A 22,000-nucleotide genomic window follows, 5' to 3' on the forward strand; every position below is an offset into this window, starting at 1 on the left:
GATTGCGCATCTTCGAGGAGCGCCTTCTCAGAGAGTGCCGCATCCGGACGGGTCCGTTGCGGCGGCTGCGCCGGGTGTTTTTAGCTGAATATCCAGGCTCGGGAACCGGATCGACCCCAGGGGATATTCATGCAGACGCCCATTGCCCCCATAGGCGCGCACAGCATGCTCGTGTTTCTGCTCCAGATCGCAGTGATGCTCGCGCTCGCCCTGGGACTCGGGTCGCTGGCGGCCCGGTTCCGGCTGCCCGCCGTGGTGGGCGAGCTGTTCGCCGGCGTGCTGCTCGGGCCGTCGATCCTGGCGCACGTCGCGCCGGACCTCCAGCGCTGGCTCTTCCCCGCCGACCCCGGCCAGTTCCACCTCCTGGACGCCGTCGGGCAGATCGGCGTGCTGCTGCTGGTCGGGCTGACCGGCATCCACATGGACCTGAAGCTGGTTCGCCGGCGGGCGGCCACCGCGGCCGGGGTCAGCGCGGGCGGCCTGATCATCCCGCTCGGGCTCGGCATCGCCACCGGGTTCCTGCTGCCCAGGGCCATCGTCCCCGACGGCACCGACACGACGGTGTTCGCGCTGTTCATGGGCGTGGCGATGTGCGTGAGCGCGATCCCCGTGCTGGCCAAGACGCTGATCGACATGCGGCTGCTGCACCGCAACATCGGCCAGCTCACCCTCACCGCCGGGATGATCGACGACGCGTTCGGCTGGTTCATGCTCTCGATCGTCAGCGCCATGGCCGTCAACGCGGTCACCACGGGCACCGTGCTCACCTCGCTGGCCTACCTCGTGGCCATCGTCGTGCTGGCCCTGACCGTCGGGCGTCCGCTGGTGCGCGGCGCGATGCGGCTGGCGGCCAGGTCGCCGGAGGCAGGCCCGACGGTCGGGACGGCGGTCGTGCTCGTCATCCTGGCCTCGGCCGGGACGCACGCGCTCGGCTTGGAGTCGGTCTTCGGCGCGTTCGTGATGGGCATGCTGATCGGCAGCGCGGGCCGGGTGGACCCGGCCCGGCTGGCGCCGCTGCGCACGGTGACGCTGTACGGCTTCGCCCCCGTCTTCTTCGCCACCGCCGGGCTGCGGATGGACCTGACCGCGCTGACCCGCCTGCCGGTGCTGCTGGCCGGGCTCGCGGTGCTGGCCGTCGCGATCGTCGGCAAGTTCGTCGGCGCGTACGCCGGCGCCCGGCTGAGCCGGCTCAACCGCTGGGAGGCCCTGGCCCTGGGCGCCGGGCTCAACGCGCGCGGCGTGATCGAGGTCGTGGTCGCCATGGTCGGCCTGCGGCTGGGCATCCTGAGCGTGGAGGCGTACACGCTGGTGGTGCTGGTCGCGATCGTCACCTCGCTGATGACCCCGCCCATCCTGCGCGCGGCGATGTCCCGGGTGGAGCAGACCGCCGACGAGGAGATCCGCGAGACCGCCCACCGGGCCTGGACCACCACGGGCAGCAGCACCTCCGCCTGACCGGCCGTAGCCCCTAGTGTTGACCGCATGTCCGAAATGCCATCGCGGGTCGAACTGCGCCCGCTCACCCTCTCCGACCAGGACGAATTCTGCTCGCTCGTCCGGGCCAGCGCCGCGCTGCATCTGCCATGGATGCAGCTGCCCTCGACCGCGGAGGGGTTCCGTGCCTGGATGCACCGCTTCGACGACGGCCTCAACCTGGGCTTCCTGATCCGCGTCCGGGAGACCGGAGCCGTCGCGGGAACGGTGAACATCAACTCGATCATCCGGGGCCGCTACCAGGGCGCGTCCGTCGGCTACGCGGCCTTCGCGCCGTCCGCGGGGCGGGGGTACATGACGGAAGGGCTCACCCTCACCCTTCGGCACGCCTTCACCGACCTGCGGCTCCACCGCCTGGAGGCCAACATCCAGCCGGGGAACGAGGCGTCCCTGGCGCTGGCCCGGCGGCTGGGCTTCCGCTACGAAGGGCTGTCGGCCGCCTACCTCTACATCGACGGCGCCTGGCGCGACCACGAACGCTGGTCCATCACCGCCCCCGCCCCCTGGACGCCCGACCCGTCCCTGCCGGAGGCATGAGCCTCCTTACGTGATCCCCGGCGTTGACATTGCTAGTTGTTTCAGTCAGAGTTGAAACAACTAGCAACACGGACCGGAGGGGCCCATGAGCGCCGAGGAACAGCAGGACCGGCTGCTCCCATGGGTGGAGCGGGTGACCGCCTTCTGCGTCGAGGAGTGGGGGCTGCCCCCCATCACCGGGCGCATCCTCGGCTGGCTCATGATCTGCGACCCCGCCGAGCAGTCCGCCGGCCAGATCGCCGAGGCGATCCGGGCCAGCCGCGCCTCGCTCACCTCGAACATGCGCTTCCTCACCGCCATCGGCCTGGTCGCGAAGGTCCGCAGGCCCGCCGACCGCACCTCCTACTACCGCATCGAGGACGACGCCTGGCAGAAGGTCGTCCAGCGCAAGCTCGACAGCCTGAGCGCCTTCGGCGAGATCGCCGGCGAAGGGATCGGCCTCGTCGGCGGCGAGGGTCACCGCGCCGAGCGCATCAGGGCCGCCCACGACTCCCTGACGTGGCTGCAGGACCTCGCAGCCCGCCATCCGCCACGCCGTTAGGAAATCCCGTGCACCTCCTGCGCCCCGAACTCGGGCTGATCCAGGAAACGCTGCTGCTCACCCTCCACGCCAGAGCCCTGGACGCCGGGTCGCCCGGCGCGATCCTGGGCGACCGGCTCTCGGCCGAGCTGGCCGGCCGCATCGACTACGACTTCGGCAGGCTGAAGGTCAAGCCCGACCTGGTCGCCACCACCGCGCTGCGCGCGAAGAAGCTCGACGACGCCGTCCGCGCCTTCGTCGCCGCCCGTCCCGGTTGCGTGGTGATCGACCTGGGCTGCGGCCTGGACACCAGGATGTGGCGGTGCGATCCCCCGCCGGGCGTCGACTGGTACGACGTCGACTTCCCCGAGGTGGTGGCCCTGCGAGCCGAGTGCCTGCCGGGCGGTTCGCACCTGGTGGGAGCCGATCTCACCTCGTCCGGCTGGCTCGCGGACGTCCCCGGCGACCGGCCGGCGATGGTCGTCGCCGAGGGGCTGCTGCCGTTCATGCCCGGCGACTCCTTCGCGGCGATGGCCCGCGACCTGACCCGTCATTTCCCCTCGGGCGAGCTCGCGATCAACGGCTACACCCGCTTCGCCGCCTGGGCCATGAAGTACCACCCGAGCATCAAGGCGCTCGGCGTCAAGGCGGCCCAGGGCTTCGACGACCCCCGCGAGCCGGAGTCCTGGGGAGCCGGTCTCGAACTGGCCGAGGAGCAGCTCCTCGTCCGCGCGCCGGAGGTCGCCGGGTTCCCGCAGCCGCTTCGCGCGCTCACCCGGCTCACCGCCCTCAGCACGGCCCTGTCGCGGCAGGGCGCGCGCGTCCTGCGCTACCGGTTCTGACCGGCGGCCTCCCCCGGCCGCGTCCGGACGACCCGGGTGGCCGTCACGAGGTCGTGCAGGGCGGCCCGGTCGCGGCGGGCCAGCACCAGCACGATCGTGGCCCCGGCCAGCGCGTACGCCGCGACCAGCAGAGGCATGGCGACGGCCGACTCCTGGTCACGGGCCAGCCGGGACACCGCCATGTGGGCGCACTGCCACGGCAGCAGCTTGACCAGGCCGCGCGCCACGATCCGCGCCGCACCGGGCCGCCCGCCACCGGCCAGGACCACGACGAGCCCCGCCCGCCGCTTGCCCCACGTCGCCTGCCGCCGCCCCGCCTCCCCCAGGGTCAGGTACGTCAGCACAGGCAGCACGGACAGGGCGGTGATCAGCACATCGGTGCCCACCACGCCGAGCCCGTCGAACACCGCCGCCCCCGCCAGGCGCAGCGGGACGAACACCACGGCCAGCAGGACCAGCCAGGCGACGATCACCAGATAGTCCCAGCCCGCCGCCACCAGCCTCGGCCGTAACCCCACCCGGCCACCCCGCGTCCGCTCCCGCTCGTTCAGCACGCGTCGCCTCCACTCACCATGACCTTCACAGAACGGAGCCCGATCCTCGCACGGCCGCCCCGACAGGGGGGTACGCCCCCTGCCGGGACGTCCGGATCAGCCGGACGTGGTGGTGATGGCACCGGTCCAGCGGTTGGCCGCGTCCCGGTAGACCTGGAACAGGGCGCTGTCGAAGTACGGGGAGACGCCGGTGTCGTACCGTTCGTCACCGTCGGTGTCGGCGACGCCAATCGTGAGGCCGGTCAGGTAGCCGGCGCGGGTCTCCTCGTCGTACCCGCTCACCCACGCCGACCCCAGCGAGCCGTCGCCCGTGAAGGGCGAGTCCACCCCGATGGGCCGGTCCATGCGCGGCGGCCTGGTGGTCCGCACGGCGAACGTCGGCCCGGTCGAACGTTCGAGGGTCCCGCCCGTGTACGGGCCGGTGCCGTCGGGATGGACCCCGGCGGGGTAGCCGAAGACGTCGGCGACGGGCGGGAGCGGCTGGTTGACCGCCAGCCCCATGCCGCCGACCCGGTCGCCCAGGCGTCCGACGTGGGTCAGCACGTCCGGGGCGGACAGGACGACGCCGCTGTGGACGGTGGCGAAGGCGTAGTCCCGGTCGAAGTCGCGGATGTCGTCGAAGTCGTAGTGGGAGATGCCCTGCTTGCCGACGTACAGGCCGAACGGGGTCGCGCCGTCGGAGTACGCCGGGACGAAGACCCACTTGCCGAGCGCGCCCATCGGTGCCTCGACGTCGAACACGCAGTGGCCCGCGGTGGCGACGAGATTGCGGTAGTTCGACTGCACCGAAGTGCCGGTGCACCAGTGGGGCTGGTTGTCGCTGCCGATGAAGAACACCTTGCCGGACGTCACGGCTCCGTCCCCTGGCGGGTCCTCCGGCCCGATCGGGGAGATGCTGACCGGCGGCCCGTCGGGAACGACCCCGGTGGACAGGCGTTCACCGGGGGCCACGGTCAGAACGGTGTACGGCGTGGCGTTCCGCAGGTTGGCGGCCCCGTCGGCGAGCCAGAACCGGGCCACCTCCCTGGCCTGCTCCACGACCGGGGCCAGCGGGACCGTCGCGACGGTGGCCGCCCGCGCGGGGCCCGCCACGACAACGGAACCCAGCAGGCTCAACCCGGCGACTGACGCGATCATCGCACGCCTCAAGGACATCTCTCCCGTCCGGTGGAGCCGGCCGCTCCGCACGGCCGGCGATCACCGAGATCGTAAGCACGACCGACGGCGGAAGCCCACGGTTTTTAGATCACATGTTCGAAACGGGTTCCGAAAGCGCGCGGATCAGGACTGCTTGCGGCCCACCGCGCACAGGTGGTAGTCGCCGTGGATCGGGGACGGGTCCGTGTCCGGGTCGGGACGCCACTCGCGGGTGTTGACGATGCCCGGCTCCAGGAGGTCGAAGCCGTCCAGGAGGGAGGCGAACACCGACCGCCTGCGGGCCGTGAACGGCGAGGTCGCGTTCCGGTAGACGGCGCTGACGTCGTCGGCCTTGCTCGGCATGGTGTCCGGGGCGACGTGCGTCAGCACGATGTGGCTGCCCGCCGGCAGCAGGTCGCGGTAACGGTGGACGATGCCGACCGGGTCCTCGTCGTCGGTGACGAAGTGCAGCAGCGAGACCACGAGCAGCGCGATCGGCCGGGAGAAGTCCAGCACCTCGGCCGCCCGCTCCATGACGGCCTCCGGCCGCCGCAGGTCGCCCTCCTGGACGGTGACGTCCGGCGAACGGCCGAGCAGGGCACGGGAGTGGGTCAGCACGACCGAGTCGTTGTCCACGTAGACGATCTTCGCGCCCTCGACCACCTCGTGCACGTGGCCGGCGGTCGGCAGCCCCGACCCGATGTCGAGGAACTGGTCGACGCCCTCCTGCCGCAGGTGGCGCACGGCGCGCTGCAGGAAGGCCCGGCTGTTGCGCGCGTCGCCCCTGATCTCGGGGATGATCGACAGCACCTTCTCCGCGGCGTCCCGGTCGGACGCGAAGTTGTCCTTCCCGCCGAGGTAGTAGTCGTACATCCGCGCCACGTTGGGCACCGCGGCGCTGACGCCCGGCGGGACTCGGTCACTCATCATGCCCCAAACCTAGACGATCTAGGGCTGACGTTGGGATGATCTCTGCCATGTTAGGTCTCGACGCCTCGACGGGCATCAGCAGGACCAACCTCTGGGCATGCATGGGGCTCGGGCTCCTCGGCACGGCGGTCATCACGTTCCTGCCGGCCGCCCAGCCGTACCTGCTCACCGACGCGCTGGGGCTGTCCGGCGACGAGCTCGGCCGCACCACCGGCTACCTGCAGATCGCCGCCGAGGCGGCGCTCATCCTGAGCCTGGTCTGGTATGGCGCGCTCGCCGACCGCATCGGCCGGCGGCCCGTCGCCGTGGCGGGGCTGCTGCTGTGCGCGGTCGGCGCGGCGCTCTACCCGTTCGCGGGCAACGTCGTCGTCCTGGTCGCGCTGCGGGTCGTCTTCGCCCTCGGGATCGCCGCCCTGAACGTCACCATGTCCGCGATCACCGCCGACTACGTGCGCGACCACGCGCGCGGCAAGGCCTACGGCTGGCTCGGCCTGTTCAGCGGCATCGGCGCGGTGATCGCGGTGCTGGTGCTGGTACGCCTGCCGAACATGCTGGAGAACGGCGGCATGGAAGCGGCCACGGCGGCACGGGTGGGCTTCCTGGTGGTCGCCGGCCTGGTGCTGCTGGGCGCGCTGGCCCTGCGCGGCACGCTCGCGGCCGGCCCGGCCGCGCCCGTCGAGCAGCGCATCGGGCTGGCGCGGCTGGTCGGCAAGGGCGTGCGGCTGGCCCGCGATCCCGGCGTGGCGCTGTCGTACGCGGCGTCCTTCGTGGCCAGGGCCGACCTGGCGCTGGTGGCGAGCTTCCTGTCGTTGTGGATCGTCGACTACGCCAAGGCCGTGCGCGGCATGTCCGCCACCGAGGCCCTGGCCAAGAGCGGCGCGATCGTGGGCATCGCGTACATGGTGATCGTGGTGGGCGCGCCGCTGTTCGGCTGGCTCGGCGACCGGATGCGCCGGCAGGACGTGGTGATCCTGGCCCAGACGCTGGCCGCGGCCGCGTACCTGTCGACGCTGCTGGTCAGCGACCCGCTCGGGCCGGGCATGATGCTGGTGGCGGCCGCCATCGGCCTGGGCGAGATCGGCGTCATCACCACGGCGGGCCCGCTGCTGGCCCAGCAGGTGCCGGCCCGCTACCGGGGGTCCAGCTTCGGCGTCCAGACGCTCTGCGGCGCGATCGGCATCTTCGTCATCTCCGGCGTCGGCGGCTGGCTCTACGACCTGTGGCGTCCCGCGGCGCCCTTCGCGCTGTCGGGCGCGTGCGGCCTGCTGGTCGCCCTGTTCGGCCTGGCCGTCCGCCGCCGCGTCACCGCCCACCCGGAGGTCGCTCCGGACCTCACCCCGGACCGTACGGCCTGACCGCTGACCCGGGCGAACCTTCGGAAGGGCATCCGTCCCGCTGAGCCCGCTGTGGTGGAGCGCGTTACACGGACGCGCTCCATGCGGCGGTGCGCGAGCGCGGCGTTCGTCGGCGCATGGGGTCGTCAGCGCATGGAGCAGACGGACAGGACGCCGGAGGCGTCGCCGCCGTAGCGTGTCCAGTCCGCGTCTCCCGCGAACCTCGTCCACTCCTCCCAGGTGAGAGGGTCCCCGCCACCGGCCTGCGAACACATCGCTCCCAGGGGATCCGCCATGACGCGGTCCAGGTCGTGAAGGTCCCAGAGGAAGATCCCGCGGTAGGGGTCGGCCATGAGGGCGACCCGGCTGTCCGCGCTGAGCGCGACGGCGTCGACGTCCTCCGTGTTCCCCTTCAGCGCGGCGAGCCGGACGGGCCGCGCCGGGCGGGAGAGGTCCCACAGGAACCCGTCGCCGAGGCTGGTGCCGAGGAGGGCTCTCCGCCCGTCGGGCGTCAGGGCGATCTGGGTGACGTCCGGAACATCCATGCCACCGGTCTCTCCAGGATCGGCGGGATTGTGCAGATCCCACGCTCTCACCCGTTCGGCGCCGGCGACCAGAGCGATCCGGCCGTCCCCGCTCATCCCCAGCGCCTCCGTGAGACTGCCGGGAAAGGCAGGGTCGGCTGACCTGACGGGATGCTTGGGGTCCGCCAGATTCCAGACGACCGTCGAACCCCGTTCCCCGACGGTGACGGCCGTGCGGCCCTCACCGCTCAACGCCAGGTCCTGGACGCCGTCATGGCCGGCCTCGATGACCGAGGACCGGACCGGGCGGGATCGATCGGCCAGATTCCACACGAGCAGGTCGCCGTCATCGTCGGCGACCAGCGCGGTGCGACCGTCACCGGACAGCGCGATCTTACGTGCCGCCCCGCCCTTCGCCCTGCCCTCGAGAGTGGTCCCGCGGACGGGACGGGCCGGGTCGGTGAGATCCCAGACGATCGCGGAGCCGTCATCACCACCGATCAGCGCCGTCCGCCCGTCGGCCGACAACGCCACCGCGGTCACCTCCTCAAGCCCTTTCAGCACGGCGAGCCGATCCGCCTTCTCGGTGATGTCCGGATCCAGCCAGGTGCGAAGGTCGAGCACGCTCACGCCGTCCGTGCCCTTTGTGAGAGCGATCCGCCCGTCGGCGCTCAGGGCCATGGCCTGAACGCCGGTGGGGGTGGGCTCCGCCAGATGTGCGCGCCGCCACATGAGCAGGGTGTCCGTCAGCCCGGCACGGGTCTGCTCGTCGGCATGGAGTGCGACGGCGGCCGCCCCGAGTTTCCGTGCCTTGACCGGATCCGTGTCGCGCAGTTCAGCGGCATGGAGCGCGAGCAGGCGGGCCACGGCCAGACGTTCCTGGCTCGACGCCTTGTCATGCTCGCGCTTCCAGGCGAATCCGCCGGCCCCCACGCCGAGAACCAGGCAGAGAGCAAGCACCATGGCGAGACGACGGCCGGAGCGGGGTGAACTGCGCCTGGCCTCGGCCGGATCATCCGTCATCTGCTCTCCGTCAACTTCGTCGTTCCGGCTCACAGCGGCGCATATTTGGTGTCTATGATGTGCGCGTACTCAGGCTTGCACACGGTCGCGTATTTGCTGAACTTACAGTTGCTCGTCTTGGTGATGACGGCGATACCGGAGCCCTCGCCGTGCGACCTGCTCCCGCTGCTGGCAGCGGCGATCGCATTGTCCTGCATATCTTTGAGCACTCCGTTGATGATGTCGATCACCGCCTTCACCACCCCGCAGCCCGCGGCGACGAGCGGCTGTTCGACGCCCATGACGGCCGCGCAGATGTCGAGCCCGGAGCTGATGATGACCATCGGCAGCTCTCCGCCCTTCTCCAGGGTCCCCTTGTCGTCGTCGCTCAGGTAGGTGACGCACACGCCGCCGCCCTTGCCGTTCTCGCAGATGGCGTAGGAGACGTCCTGCCAGCTTTCTCCTTGCGTGCAGTTGCTGCCTCTGAGCCCCTTGAGATCCTTGCAGTCCTCAAGGAACGAGTTATAGGTCTTGCCGCAGATCCCCTTTTCGGAGAGGACCTTCTGGTTCACGCTGTCCCGGCAGTGGAACAGCACGTTCACTCCGAAAGCGCATTCGTTCGCCGACATCCCGCGGCCACGCTTGTAACAAGACAGGAACTTGTCGTCAACGTCGTCACACTTGACGTTGGTGTGTTTCTTGCAGCGGAAGACGACCTCCGACATGGTGCTGCATCCTGGATCGTCGCCTCTCTTGTCGGCACGGCACGAGTAATAGTCGAAACGCACGTTCTCGCAACCGCCGACCCCCTGGCCGTATCCGGGACGCGAACCGTTCTCGGCTCCGAACATGCAGCGGCGAACCTCACGTCCCGCCCCCGAGCAGACGTCGTCACTCTTGCGCGACTCGTAGTCGCTGCCCTTCCGGCAGGTGACATATTCGTCGGCGAAGGACCCGCAGATCTTGGCGCTTCCCTTGTAGTTTCCGGCACGGCGCTCGTTGCGGCAGTCGACGTAGTCGTCCTTCATGCCCTGGCAGATGTTCTTACCGGTCTTGCCCTTGTTCTCCTTGGTGCAGCTCGTGTATTCCTTCGCCGCGTCCTTGCAGATGGGATCCTTGCTCTTCTTGCCGCCCTGGGGGCAGCTCAGCGCCTTCATCGTGGCGCCGCCCGCCGACGTGGCGATGCTCAGGCCTCCGGACTTGTTCCACAACATGTTCTTGACCATGCCGGCGAGCTTGCCCATGACCTTGCTCAGAGCCTTGTGGCCGTCAGGGTCGATGTTGGTGAGGGGGTTGTCGTTGGCGTAGGCGTAACGGTTGAGCTGGACGCTGGGGTCCGCGTTCTGACTCAGCGTGTCACCCGAGACGAAGCTGCCCGTACTGGGTTGGTACCAGCGGGCGGCCATGTTGATCTTGCCGGAGTCCGGGTCGGTGTAGGCGCCTTGGTAGCCGAGGGCGTGGGCGTTGCCGGTTCGGGTGATGACCTCACCGAAGGGGTCGTAGGCGACCGAATCGATGAGGGAGGTGCCGTCCGCCTTGAACGCCCCGACGAGGTCGCCGCGCAGGTCGGAGAAGGCGAGCTGGGCGCCCGCGCCGTCGCTGATGCCCAGCGTGCGGCCCAGCGCGTCCCGGCCGAAGGCCGCTCGCACGACATTGGCGGCATCCGTCACGCACACGAGGTTGTCGGACAGGCCGTCGTAGACGTGGCGAGTGGTCTGCTGCCCTTGAGTGCGGGTTTCGACCCGATCCAGGCCGTCGTAGTGGTACGTGACGCCGTCGTCCTGCACAAGCCGGTCGAAGGCGTCGAACTTGGTCAAGCGCACGATTCCGGCTGAGTCCTCGGCCAGGGTGCCGCGCGCCGTGTAGGTGTAGGAGTGGCCGTCTCCCGACGTCAGGCGGTTTCGCTCGTCGTAGGTGTAGGTCTTGTCGCCGGCCTTGGTCCGGTTGCCGGCCGCGTCCCAGCCGTAGTCGGTCTTCTTGCCGTCCGGGGCGGTCCACGAGGTGAGCCGGTTGGCCCAGTCGTAGGTGTAGGTGTTGGTCCCGGCTCCCGCCGTACCGCTGGTGGTCTTGGCGACGAGGTTGTCGTCCAGGTCATAGCCGTACTCGATCGAGGCGATGGCGCCACCCGACGAAGTCGTGAGCTCGTCCTTGGTCAGCCGGTTCAGACCGTCGTAGGCGTAGGAGCGGCGGGCCCCCGAGGCGCCGTAGGCCATCGACGTCAGGCGCGAGGCCTTGTCGTAGACGTAATCGATGGAGGAGGCGCTGACGGGGTCCACCGTCTGGGTCAGCCGATCGGCGTCGTCCCAGGTGAAGCTGGTGGTTCCGGTGACGTCGACGCGCTGGGCGAGCCTGTTGTCGGCGTCGTAGGCAAAGGCGTTCAGGTCGCCGCCCGTTCCCGCCGCCTTGAGCAGCAGGCCGCGATCGTTGAGCGTGAAGCTCAGACCGTTCGCCGCCACCATCCTGCCGGCCTGATCGTAGCCGAACGTCTTGTCCTCGGTGGCGACCTCGGCGCCGGTGCCGGACTGCTTGGTCAGCCTGTTGAGCTCGTCGAACACGCGGTCTACGCGCACTCCGCCGGGAATGAGGCTGGTCACGGGGTTGCCGGCCGCGTCGTAGGCGGTGGTCCAGGTGCGGTCGGACACGTCAGGATGGGCCGCGGTGCTGGGCTCGATGACCGATTCCGCCAGGCCAAGGCTGTTGTAGGTGGTGAAGGTGGCGTTGCCTCGGCCGTCGGTGGAGCGCGTCGGACGACCAACGGCGTCGTAGCCGAAGCTCGTGGTGATCTTTTCGGTGGCCGAGATCGGCTCCTGACGCTCGATCAGCCGGTTCGCGCCGTCGAACACCTGGGTTGCGGTATGGCCTTCGGCAGAGGTCTGGCTGATCGGATTGCCGGCCAGGTCGTAGTCGGCTCTCCTGGTCCGCAGCACGCTGCCGTCGGCGTCCACCTCTTGGATCTGGGTCTTCCTGCCCGCCAGGTCGTAACTGGCAGTGCTTGAGCGGCCCAGCGGGTCGGTGGTCCTGGTGGTGCGCCCGGCCAGGTCGTACGCGAACGTGGTGGTGTTGCCCAGCGCGTCGGTTTCGCTGACGAGGGCGCCGGTCGCGTCATAGGCCCGAGTGCTCGCGTCGCCCGTCGGCCGTGTCGTCCTGGTCACACGGTCGGCGTCGTCGTACTCCATCCTCGTGACGTATACCGCCTGCGACGGCTTGCGCTCGATCGTGGTCAAGGTGATCTGCCGGCCCAGGTCATCGTAGGTCGACTCGGACCGGGCCCCGGTGGGATCGACCGTCCAGAGTGCCTCCCCCAGCAGGTCGAAGCCGTAGGTCCACACGCCGGCCGGGGCCGTACCCGCCTTGGGCGCGGTGACCTGCACCTTGCGGCCGAGCCCGTCGTACACCGCCGTGGTCGTCTGGCCGCGGCGATCCGTCGAGGTGATCAACTGACCCGCGGCGTCGTACGCGGCACTCTCCTTGGGGGTGAGCGGCTGGCCCCCTGGCGGGGTGTAAGCGGGGAACACCTGCTCGACGACGCGTCCGGCCCGGTCGAACGCCGAGGTTGTGGCGCGGCCTTCCGCGTCGACCTGGTGCGTCTTGTCGCCGAAGGTGTTGTAACCCATCTTGGCCGACGGCCTCATGGTGGCCGTGGGGGCGCCGGCGCGTTCGATCGTGATGGACGGCAGCTGAACCTGTGCGACCTGACCCGCCTCATCGTAGGAGAGGGTGGTCGTGAAGGCTGCGGGGTCAGCGCCGGGCGCGTTGCCGCGCGGATCGGTCGTCGAGGTGACCAGGCCGCGGTCGTCCACGGTGAAGCTGGTCACGAGATCTTGACCGCCGTTGTGCACGACCTGCCGGATCGGCCGGTTCGCCTCGTTGTAGGCGTACTCGCTGACCTCCGTGCGGCCGCTGCCTGCGGCGGTCATGCTGATCTTGGTCACGTTGTCGTTGGCGTCGTAGGTCATGGCGGTGACCCGGTTCAGCCGCGCCGGATCGACCGTCTGGGAGACGAGCCGTCCGGCCGCGTCGAAGGTCGCGTCGACCTGTAGCGTTCCCCCGTCGCTGGTCTGGCTCGTCAGGTTGCCGGCGGCGTCGTAGGTTCTGGACTCCAGCACGACGTCACGGGGGGCTGTGGAGCCGTTCAGCCTGACATTCTTGGCGATCTTCTCCGCGGGCATGTTGTCGTCGTAGTAGGTGTAGGCGGTGGTGCGGCCCAACGCGTCGGTCTGCGACGCCATCCGCCCGGCCGGGTCGTAGGCGTTGGAGGTCATGACCAGGTCTGCCGCCTGTTGAGGGGTGACCGGGCTACCGGTCCAGCCCTTGAGGGTGGTCGTGGCCCATTCTCCGCGCGGCGTGTATCCGTAGGCGAAGGTCGTGCCGCGCTCGTCGGTGAAGCTGATCTTCTGGCCCTTGTGGTCGTAGGCGAAGCGCTGGACCCCGCCCTCCGGGCCGGTCGCGGTCTCCACGCGGCCGTAGACGTCGTAGGTGTAGGCAGTGGCGCGAGTGCGGTCGCCGCCGGTGACGTCCGCCAGCGACTCGGTCAAAGGCAGGCCGTCCGCGTCGTACGTTCCGGTCCACAGCGAGGTGTGCGTCACTCCGGTGACGACGTTCTTCACCCCGGTGCCGGTACGGGAGGTGACCCTGCCCAGGGCATCGTAGACGACGTTCGTCTTGACCCCGTCGGGGAACGCCTGCGAGATCTCGCTCACCGTGACCGCGCGGCCCAGCGCGTCGTGCTCGTACTTCTTGGCCAGTCCTCCGGGGCTGGTCTGGACCGCCAGGTCGCCCGCCGCGGTGTAGGTGTACGTGGTCTCGTTGCCCTTGTGGTCCTTGGCCGACTTCAGCAGGCCCGCCGGGGTGAGCCCGCCTCCTTCGGCGGGCTCGGTCCCGTCGCTGTAGGTCTTCACCGTCGTACGCCCCTGCGGGAAGTCCGAGGTGGCCGGGATCGTCTGCTTGATCTGCTCGCCGAAGGAGTTGAAGACCCACGAGGTCTGGTACGTCTCGTCCGCCGGCGCGGACGACCGCGCGTCCCGACGGGCGTTCTCAAGGTCGTTGCGCGGGTCGAAGGGGTTGTCGATGTTCAGGTAGTAGGCGTGGTACTCGGTGGAACAATTGGTGGCGGTCCGGCACGTCTTCTTCGACAGCAGGTTCCCGCGGCTGTCGAACGCCGTCTCCACGACGTTCCCGTTGGGGTCGAAGATCTTCGCCGGATAGCCGCCGACGTCGTAGGTGAACCGGCTGGTCTGGCCGAGTTGGTCGGCCTTGGAGATCGGCCGGTTGCCGCGCAGGGCGTCGTCCACGAAGGTCAGCGTCTTGTCGTGCGGGTCCGTCACCGTGGTGGTGGCGAAGACGAGGACGTTGGTCTCCCTGCTGTAGACCGGGGCCGACAGCTTCCAGGTTCCGCCGTTGGCGTCGGTGTGCTGCGTCAGCCGCCCGCCGTCGGCCGCGTAGACGTTCTCCGCCTCCGTACGGCCCGCCGCGGTGACCGACTTGACGAGCTGCGGCTGCGGCGAGCGCGCCGCGTAGTGGGTCTTGACGACCTGGGCACCCAGCGGCTTGCCGTAGACGGCGACCTCGTCGATGTCACCGGCGAACGGGAAGACCGCGGTGGTTCCCGTGGTGGCGGGCCAGGCGGAGGAGCCGTAGCCGGAGCCGATGCGGGTCTCGTACTGGTTGTAGTGCTCGATCTCACCGGCGAGGGTGCCGACGGCCTGGCCGTCCAGGAAGAGGGTCTGTGTGTCTTCCGCGCCGGACAGGACCACGTGGTGCCAGTTGCCGTCCTTGACCGAGACGGCGGAGGTGATCGGCGTGGCGGCCTTCGTGTAGAACTGGCCGCGGAGCTTGCCGTCCGTGCCGACGTACAGCACGGGTGTGAAGGCGCTGGGGGTGTCGGTGGAGTTCTGGTAGCCGAGGATCGTCCCGGACCCCGTGGTCCTGAACCACGCCTCGACGGCCAGGTTGCCGCCTTGGCCGTTGACGGCGGACTGGGGCAGGGCCACGTACGACGAGGTCGCGGTGCCCTTGAAGCGCATGGCGGTGTCGGGCGAGCCGGTGAGGGCGCCTGGCACGGCCGCGACCACGTCGGGCGTCGTGCCGGTGAGCTTGGCCTCCTCGCCCGGCTCCGGCTGCCAGGGCGTCGCGCTGTCGATCTTCGTGCCGTTGGCGGTTCCGGTCTCGTTCAGCCGCCAGTAGCCCTCGGGGCCGGTGTCGAGCACGGCGCTGCGGTAGCGGGAGGCGTCACCGTAGCTGTAGACGGAGCACGCCGTCGTCGTGCTCGGCGGGCAGACCTTGACGAGCTTGTCGCCGTCGTAGGCGTAGGTCCAGGTGAGCGGCGCGCCGCCGACCGGATCGGTGGAGACGGCGGTGACATGGGCGCCGGTCCAGGTGAAGGTGAGCGACCTGCCGCCGGTGGCGGTGGCCTTGGCGAGCTTGCCGTCGGCTCCGTAGGTCAGCTCCTGGGTGTGGTTACGGTTGTCGGTGACCTTGGTGAGCCGACCGGCCGCGTCGAACCAGTAGGAGGTGGCCGACTTGTCCATCAGCCGCCAGCCGCCTCCGGTCACGTCGGCGAGGGTCGCGAACACCCCGGGCGGCGACGCGTAGGTGGCCTCCGCGGGAGTGCGCGGGGTCTCGCCCTTCCGGACGGCGAAGCGGTGCTGCTCCCCGCCGGGATAGGTGATCAGCACGGTCGAGGTCTTCGGCTCGGGCTCGACCCGCATGTCCCAGCGGGTGGACCAGCCGACGCCGAAGGCGGAATCGGGCCGGAGGTCCAGACTGTTGTACGTGCGCGCCACCGACAGTGGCGGCCCCACCACGGTTACCGATGCGTCGATCGCCGCAGTGGTGTAGTTGCCGGTCGAGTGGTCGAAGGCGAGCCCGTCGCTCCCCTCCCCCAGGGACGCGTTGATGCTCCCCTGCTCAGGAACAGGGACGAAGGCCCGCCAGGCGGACGTCACGGTGGTACCGCCGCCCATCGCCTTGGCCTGCCACCAATACGTCTGTCCCCACTTCAATTTGTCGCCTGGCACCGTCCAGGCACCCGACTTGCCCCAGTCCGGCGATGTCTCGCACCAGGACCAGGTCGGTTGCTTGCCCGCGCAGACCTGGAACCAGTACGTCACCTCCGTCGCCGGGTCGGCCGGACGCGCATGAGCCGACAGGGTGGGAGTGAGCGTGCCGACACGGGTGTTGTTGGCCGGCGAGAAGGTCTCGAACGGCAGTGCGTTGATCTTCGCGGACTGCCATTCCGACCACGGCCCGCCGACTCCGGACGTGGTGACCGCGCGCACCCGCCAGCGGACCAGCCAGCCGTCCCGCAGCTTGTCCGACGGCACGCCCAACCAGGCCTCCCTGCCGGAGGCGGCCGGGGTGGTACCGGTTGCCGCGTAGATGGAGCCCTTGCCCTGCTCAGGCACGGCGGGGTCGTGCTCGATCTCGACGCCCAGGTTCATCGCGCGGTTCTCGGCGTCGGTGACCTTGGCGTACACGGACGGGGTCAGGGACTGCGTGGTCCAGGAGGCGGTGCCGCGGGTGGCGGGGTCCAGGCCGGGCGCCTCGGCAGACGGCTTGGTCAGGTCGACCCGCGCCGTCTGCCACTCGATCCAGGGGCCGGCGACGCCCGTGGTGGTCTCGCCGCGCACCCGCCAGCGCACCCGCCATCCGTCGCGCAGCTTGCCGGCGGGCACCTGGAGCCACGCGGTACGGCCGGACGCCGAGGACGCGCTTCCCCTGCCGCTGTAGATCAGCCCGGAGCCCTGCGCCGGAGCCGAGGGATCATGCTCGATCTCCACGCCCAGGAAGGACGCGCGGCTCTCGGGGTCGGTGACGGTCGCGTAGACCGACGGAGTCAGTGAGGGCAGTGTCCACTGACCGGCGCCGGACGTGCCCGGCGTCATGCCCGGGGCGGCGGCCGACGGCTTCTTCAGGTCCACGCTCGCGTACTGCCAGGCCGACCAGGCGCCGGCCGTCCCGGACGTGGGGACGCCGCGCACCCGCCAGCGCACCCGCCATCCGTCGCGCAGCTTGCCGGCGGGCACCTGGAGCCAGGCGTTGGAGCCGGACGGGTAGGACGTCGTGTCCTTGCCGGCGTAGATCAGCCCGGTGCCCTGCGCGGGGACGGCCGGATCGTGCTCGATCTCCGTCCCCAAGGAGGAGGCGGCGCCGTTCGAGGTGGTGACCTTCATGTAGAGCCAGGGGGTGAGCGAGGACAGCGTCCAGGTGCCCGTGCCCTGGGTGGCGGGCATCGCGCCGAGGCCCGCCCCGGCGGGCCTGCCCACCTCGATCATGCCGAACTGCCATTCGGACCAGGGGCCGGTGATCGGCGTGGTGCCCGGGATCACCGCCCGCACCCGCATCCGGACGAACCAGCCGTCCTGCAGTTTCCCGGCCGGCACGGTGACCGCCGAATACGCGGACGAGGACGACGTCACCGGCCCGGTGCCGGACCAGATCAGCCCGCTGCCCTGGGCGGAGGCCGACGGGTCGTGCTCGACCTCGACCGCCAGCGCGCCGTACCGGTCCGACGGATCCGTGATCCGGCCCTCGAAGGTGGGTGTGGCCGACGAGAAGGACCACAGGGTGCTCTCGGACGCGGGGGAGCCCCACCAGCTCTCGACGATCGGCTTGGTGGTGTCGACCCTGCCCAGCCGCCATTCGGACCAGGGGCCGGTGATCGGCGTGGTGCCCGGGATCACCGCCCGCACCCGCATGCGGACGAGCCAGCCGTCACGTAGCTTCCCGGCCGGCACGGTGACCGCCGAGTACGCCGACGTGGCTGACGTCACCGATCCGGTCGCCGCCCAGATCTGCCCGCTGCCCTGGGCGGGAACCGACGGGTCGTGCTCGACCTCGACCGCGAGCGCGCCGTACCGGCCCGACGGATCCGTGACCCGGCCCTCGAACCGCGGCGTCAGGGAGGAGAAGGTCCAGGTCGACGCCTCGCCCTCCATGAGCGGCCCGGCCCACCACGACTCCACCACCGGCTTGGTGGTGTCGACCCGCCCGGTCCGCCAGGCCGACCATGGTCCTGTGACGGGAGAGCTTCCCGAGGTCACCGCGCGCACCCGCATCCGGACGTGCCAGCCGTCCTGCAGCTTCCCCGCCGGCACGGTGACCGCCGAGAACGGGGACGAGGACGACGTCACCGTGCCCGTGCCGGACCAGATCTGTCCGCTGCCCTGGGCGGGAACCGACGGGTCGTGCTCGACCTCCACCACCAGCGAGCCGTTGCGGCCCTCGGCGTCCGTGATGCGGCCCTCGAACCGCGGCGTCAGGGAGGAGAAGGCCCAGGTCGACGCCTCGCCCTCCATGAGCGGCCCGGCCCACCACGACTCCACCAGCGGCTTGTGGGTGTCCACCTTTCCGGCCTGCCATCCCGACCACGGCCCTGTCACCGGCGTGGCACCGGGGATCACCGCCCGCACCCGCATCCGGACGTGCCAGCCGTCCTTCAGCTTCCCCGCCGGAACGGTGACCGACGAGTACGCGGACGTGGCCGACGTCACCGTGCCCGTGCCGGACCAGATCAACCCGCTGCCCTGCCCGGCGGCGGACGGATCGTGCTCGACCTCCACCACCAGCGAGCCGTAGCGGCTCTCGGCGTCCGTGATCCGGCCCTCGAACTGCGGCGTGAGGTTGGAGAACGTCCAGTCGGACGATTCTCCCTCCATGAGCGGCCCGGCCCACCACGACTCCACCAGCGGCTTGTGGGTGTCCACCTTTCCGGCCTGCCAGGCCGACCACGCTCCCGTGACGGGTGTGGCGCCCGGGATGACGGCCCGCACCCGTATCCGGACGCGCCAACCGTCCCGCATCTTCCCGGCCGGCATCGAGACCGCCGAGTACGACGACGTGGCCGACGTCACCGGCCCCGTGCCCGACCAGATCAACCCGCTGCCCTGGGCGGGAACCGACGGGTCGTGCTCGACCTCCACCACCAGCGAGCCGTAGCGACCCGCAGGGTCCGCGATCCGGCCCTCGAAGGTGGGGGTCACACTGGAGAACGTCCAGTCGGACGACTCACCCTCCATGAGCGGCCCGGCCCACCACGACTCCACGAACGGCTTGTGGGTCTCCACCTTTCCGGCCTGCCAGCCCGACCACGGACCGGCCACGGGCGAGCCTCCCGTGGTGACCGCGCGTACGCGCATCCGGACGAGCCAGCCGTCCTGCACCTTCCCGGCAGGCATGGCGACCGACGAGAACGAGGTCGAGGCCGACGTGGGCGTCCCCGTGGCCGACCAGATCAACCCGCTGCCCTGGGCGGGAACCGACGGGTCGTGCTCGACCTCCACCACCAGCGAGCCGTACCGGCCCGCAGGATCGTTGATCTGCCCCTCGAAGGTGGGGGTCACGGTCGGGAAGGTCCAGGTCGACGACTCGCTCTCCATGACGGGATATGCCCACCAGGAATCCACGACCGGCTCGGCCGCCGCCCGTGCGGCCACCGTCCTGCCCGCACCCCGCGTGATGGTCGCGGCCCTGCCGAAGGCCGGGCCCTGCGGCCCCGCCGATCCCCCTGCCGCGTCCTCGCCCTTCCCTGCCGGATTCCCTGGAGGTGGCGGAGGCGTCTTCAGCCCCGCGACGTCCGGCTGCTTCATCATGTGCGGGACGTCTACCGGCAGCGCCCTCGGGACACGCCCGTCATCGCCCGCGCCCCCGCGACCGGCCTTGGCTCTTGCCCTCGTCGCAGCAGTGTCGACCAGGTGCGGCAGATTCTTGGCCGTACCGGTCTGCTGCACGGGCGCGTGGGTCGAGGCCCCGTCCGAAGGCGACGCGGGAAGAGGCAGGCGCACCGGCGACACCTCCGCGAGCGCGGGCATCGTCGAATATCCCAGGAAGGCCGGCAACATGACCACGAGCAGAATGAGAGCGAGGCGGGCGAGCCGCCGTTCTCGCGGCAGGGACGCGATTCCCGGAAGGCCGCGCTCCATTCGATTTCGAGCAGCATGCATCCCCACGGCGACCACTCCAAGCTGAGGGAAGGGCACGCTCGTGGCAGGCCCTGGAGGCAAATAAGGCGAAAGTAAATAACGACCAACGCCTATTTAGACCGAGCCGATGCGTTTATGGAAGATGATCAATCGGGAAATCGAGGCTGCCCATTCCGGAGGGACGGCTCCGGCGCCATCGGCGCTGATCAAGGACGACGACCGGACGCCGTGTGATGCAGATCACTCTCCACCGCGGTGCCGACACGGGACGGGGCGCCTCCGTACCCGGAGGCGCCCCGTTTCGTGGTGGGATCAGGCGACGAGACGGCGGTCGGCCGCGTGGACGGTTTCCCGGACGACGCGGCAGATGCCGGCGATGTGGTCCGCGTCCACCGTGGGCCCCGTCGGCAGGGACAGGACGCGGGCGGCCAGGCCCTCGGCGCGGGGCAGCGGCAGCGGGAAGTGCCGGGCCGGGTCCGACCGGTACGGTTCCACCTGGTGGCAGATGGGCGAGAAGTACCGGCGCGCGTGCACGTTCTCCACGAGCAGCGCCTCCAGCACCACGTCCCGGGAGACGCCGGCGACGGCCTCGTCCACCTCGATGACCAGGTACTGGAAGTTGGCCCGCTCGCCGGGGGCCTGGCCGCGCACCACGACGCCCGGCAGCCCGGCGAGCAGTTCCTCGTAGACCCGCTGGTTGCGCCGGTTGGCCTCGACGATGGTGTCGATGGCCTCCAGCGAGGTCAGCCCCATGGCCGCGTGGAACTCGCTCATCCGGGCCACCGTGCCGGCCCCGGAGATGTGCCCGGAGGCGTCGATGCCCTGGTTGCGCAGCTCCCTGACCCGCGCGGCCAGCTCGTCGTCGTCGGTGACGATCGCGCCGCCCTCGACGCTGTTGACGAACTTGGTGGCGTGGAAGCTGAAGATCTCCGCGTCCCCGGACGTGCCTATCGGTCTGCCCCGGTAGGTGCAGCCGAGCGCGTGCGCCGCGTCGAACATCAGGACGAGCCCGTGCTCGCGGGCCAGGCGGGTCAGCGCGTCGACGTCGCACGGGTAGCCGAAGACGTGCACGCCCAGGATGCCGCGGGTCCTCGGGCCGATCAGGCGTTCGACGTGGTCGGGGTCGGCGTTGCCGGTGATCTCGTCGGAGTCGCAGAAGACCGGGACGATGCCGATCCACTCCAGCGCGTGAGCGGTGGCCACCCACGTGAAGGACGGGACGATCACCTCGTCGCCCGGCCGCAGCCCGGCGGCCCTGGCCGCGATCTGGATGCCGGTGGTGGCGTTGCAGGTGGCCACGGCGTGCCGGGCGCCGGTCAGGTCGGCCAGTCGCGCCTCGAACTCGCGCACCAGCGGCCCGTTGTTGGTCAGCCAGAGCCGGTCGAGCACGCCGCCGAGCCGTTCCAGCAGGCGCGCCCGCTCCCCCGCGTTCGGCCGGCCGACGACGAGCGGCTCACGAGAGGCCATCGCCGGCCTCCTCGCGCACGCCGACGAACAGCCCGGGGCTGTTGGGCCGGCCGTCGGCCAGCTTGAACGCGGGCCGGAACTCGGCCCGGCAGCCCGCCTTGGCGAACGCCTCCAGGTACTGGTCGCAGGTGAACAGGCTGGAGTAGAGGACCTCGGCGAACTCCTTGAACCCCGAGGCGTCGGCGACCCTGAACCGCACCTCCAGCCGGCTCTTGCCGCCCTCCCGGCGCGAGTGCGTCATGCGGGAGATGACGAGCCCCTCCTCCACCAGCGTGTGGCCGCCGACGTGCCCGTCGAGGAAGTTCTCCGGGAAGTACCAGGGCTCGACGACCAGGACGCCGCCGGGCGCCAGGTGGGCCGCCATGCGGCCGACGGCCTCCACCAGCTCCTCGAAGGAGCCCAGCTCGCCGACGGCGTTGCCCATGCAGGTGACGGCGTCGAAGGTGCGTCCGAGGTCGAAGTCGCGCATGTCGCCGGCGTGCAGCGGCACGCCGGGCAGCCGCCGGGCGGCCACCTCGCGCATGTCCGGCGACAGCTCGACACCTTCGACGTGGTCGAAGATCTTGACGAACGTCTCCAGGTGGGCGCCGGTGCCGCAGGCCACGTCCAGCAGCGAGGACGCCTGCGGCGACCGGCTCTGGACGATGTCGGCCAGCTCCCGGGCCTCGCCCTCGAAGCTCTTGCCACGGCTGCGGAAGACGCGGTCGTAGTACTCGGCGTGGTCGGATCCGTATTCCATG

12 protein-coding genes are annotated in these 22,000 nt (G+C 70.4%); 5 read left to right on the forward strand and 7 right to left on the reverse strand.

Annotated features, from left to right (window positions below):
• The first annotated feature begins 165 nt into the window (after window positions 1-165).
• The 4 genes from ACWCSU_RS30345 to ACWCSU_RS30360 all read left to right on the forward strand — a co-directional run bounded on the left by ACWCSU_RS30345 (window position 166) and on the right by ACWCSU_RS30360 (window position 3,393).
• A complete protein-coding gene (locus tag ACWCSU_RS30345; RefSeq protein ID WP_449939566.1) occupies window positions 166-1,455 on the forward strand; it encodes a cation:proton antiporter in 1,290 nt (429 codons plus the stop codon).
• Between the two features lie 27 nt (window positions 1,456-1,482).
• Entirely contained in the window at window positions 1,483-2,031 is a 549-nt protein-coding gene (locus tag ACWCSU_RS30350; protein WP_357696902.1) for a GNAT family N-acetyltransferase, read from the forward strand.
• An 85-nt stretch (window positions 2,032-2,116) separates the two neighbouring features.
• Complete coding sequence (locus tag ACWCSU_RS30355; RefSeq protein WP_357696900.1) at window positions 2,117-2,572, forward strand: GbsR/MarR family transcriptional regulator; 456 nt, start codon at window positions 2,117-2,119, stop codon at window positions 2,570-2,572.
• An 8-nt stretch (window positions 2,573-2,580) separates the two neighbouring features.
• Window positions 2,581-3,393: a class I SAM-dependent methyltransferase gene (locus tag ACWCSU_RS30360; protein WP_449939570.1), complete on the forward strand. Its 813-nt coding sequence runs from the start codon at window positions 2,581-2,583 to the stop codon at window positions 3,391-3,393.
• On the opposite strand, the gene ACWCSU_RS30365 is transcribed toward ACWCSU_RS30360, so the two are convergent.
• The 3 genes from ACWCSU_RS30365 to ACWCSU_RS30375 all read right to left on the reverse strand — a co-directional run bounded on the left by ACWCSU_RS30365 (window position 3,381) and on the right by ACWCSU_RS30375 (window position 6,014).
• Window positions 3,381-3,947, reverse strand: coding sequence for an RDD family protein (locus ACWCSU_RS30365; RefSeq protein WP_364087799.1), 567 nt, complete (start codon window positions 3,945-3,947; stop codon window positions 3,381-3,383). The two genes, ACWCSU_RS30360 and ACWCSU_RS30365, sit on opposite strands and share 13 nt — an antisense overlap.
• 96 nt (window positions 3,948-4,043) lie before the next feature.
• On the reverse strand, window positions 4,044-5,084 hold the full coding sequence (locus tag ACWCSU_RS30370; protein ID WP_449939572.1) for a trypsin-like serine peptidase: 1,041 nt from the start codon (window positions 5,082-5,084) through the stop codon (window positions 4,044-4,046).
• Between the two features lie 144 nt (window positions 5,085-5,228).
• Complete coding sequence (locus ACWCSU_RS30375) at window positions 5,229-6,014, reverse strand: SAM-dependent methyltransferase (protein WP_357696892.1); 786 nt, start codon at window positions 6,012-6,014, stop codon at window positions 5,229-5,231.
• Window positions 6,015-6,061: 47 nt separating this feature from the next.
• On the opposite strand from ACWCSU_RS30375, the gene ACWCSU_RS30380 reads away from it, so the two are divergent.
• Complete coding sequence (locus tag ACWCSU_RS30380; RefSeq protein WP_449939575.1) at window positions 6,062-7,369, forward strand: MFS transporter; 1,308 nt, start codon at window positions 6,062-6,064, stop codon at window positions 7,367-7,369.
• Between the two features lie 125 nt (window positions 7,370-7,494).
• Here the strand turns inward: ACWCSU_RS30380 and ACWCSU_RS30385 are convergent, their stop codons facing one another.
• From ACWCSU_RS30385 to ACWCSU_RS30400, 4 genes are all read right to left on the reverse strand, one after another.
• Window positions 7,495-8,895 carry a WD40 repeat domain-containing protein gene (locus tag ACWCSU_RS30385; protein ID WP_449939577.1) on the reverse strand — a complete coding sequence of 467 codons (1,401 nt, stop codon included), beginning with the start codon at window positions 8,893-8,895 and terminating at the stop codon, window positions 7,495-7,497.
• Window positions 8,896-8,924: 29 nt separating this feature from the next.
• A complete protein-coding gene (locus ACWCSU_RS30390) occupies window positions 8,925-19,463 on the reverse strand; it encodes an RHS repeat-associated core domain-containing protein (protein WP_449939579.1) in 10,539 nt (3,512 codons plus the stop codon).
• 642 nt (window positions 19,464-20,105) lie between these two features.
• The gene (locus tag ACWCSU_RS30395; protein ID WP_364087810.1) at window positions 20,106-21,260 is read right to left on the reverse strand and encodes an aminotransferase class I/II-fold pyridoxal phosphate-dependent enzyme; all 1,155 of its coding nucleotides are present in this window, start codon (window positions 21,258-21,260) and stop codon (window positions 20,106-20,108) included.
• Window positions 21,247-21,999, reverse strand: coding sequence for a class I SAM-dependent methyltransferase (locus ACWCSU_RS30400; protein WP_364087812.1), 753 nt, complete (start codon window positions 21,997-21,999; stop codon window positions 21,247-21,249). The genes ACWCSU_RS30395 and ACWCSU_RS30400 overlap by 14 nt, the downstream gene beginning before the upstream one ends.
• Between the last annotated feature and the right edge of the window lies 1 nt (window position 22,000).

Source organism: Nonomuraea sp. NPDC001699 (assembly GCF_053596455.1).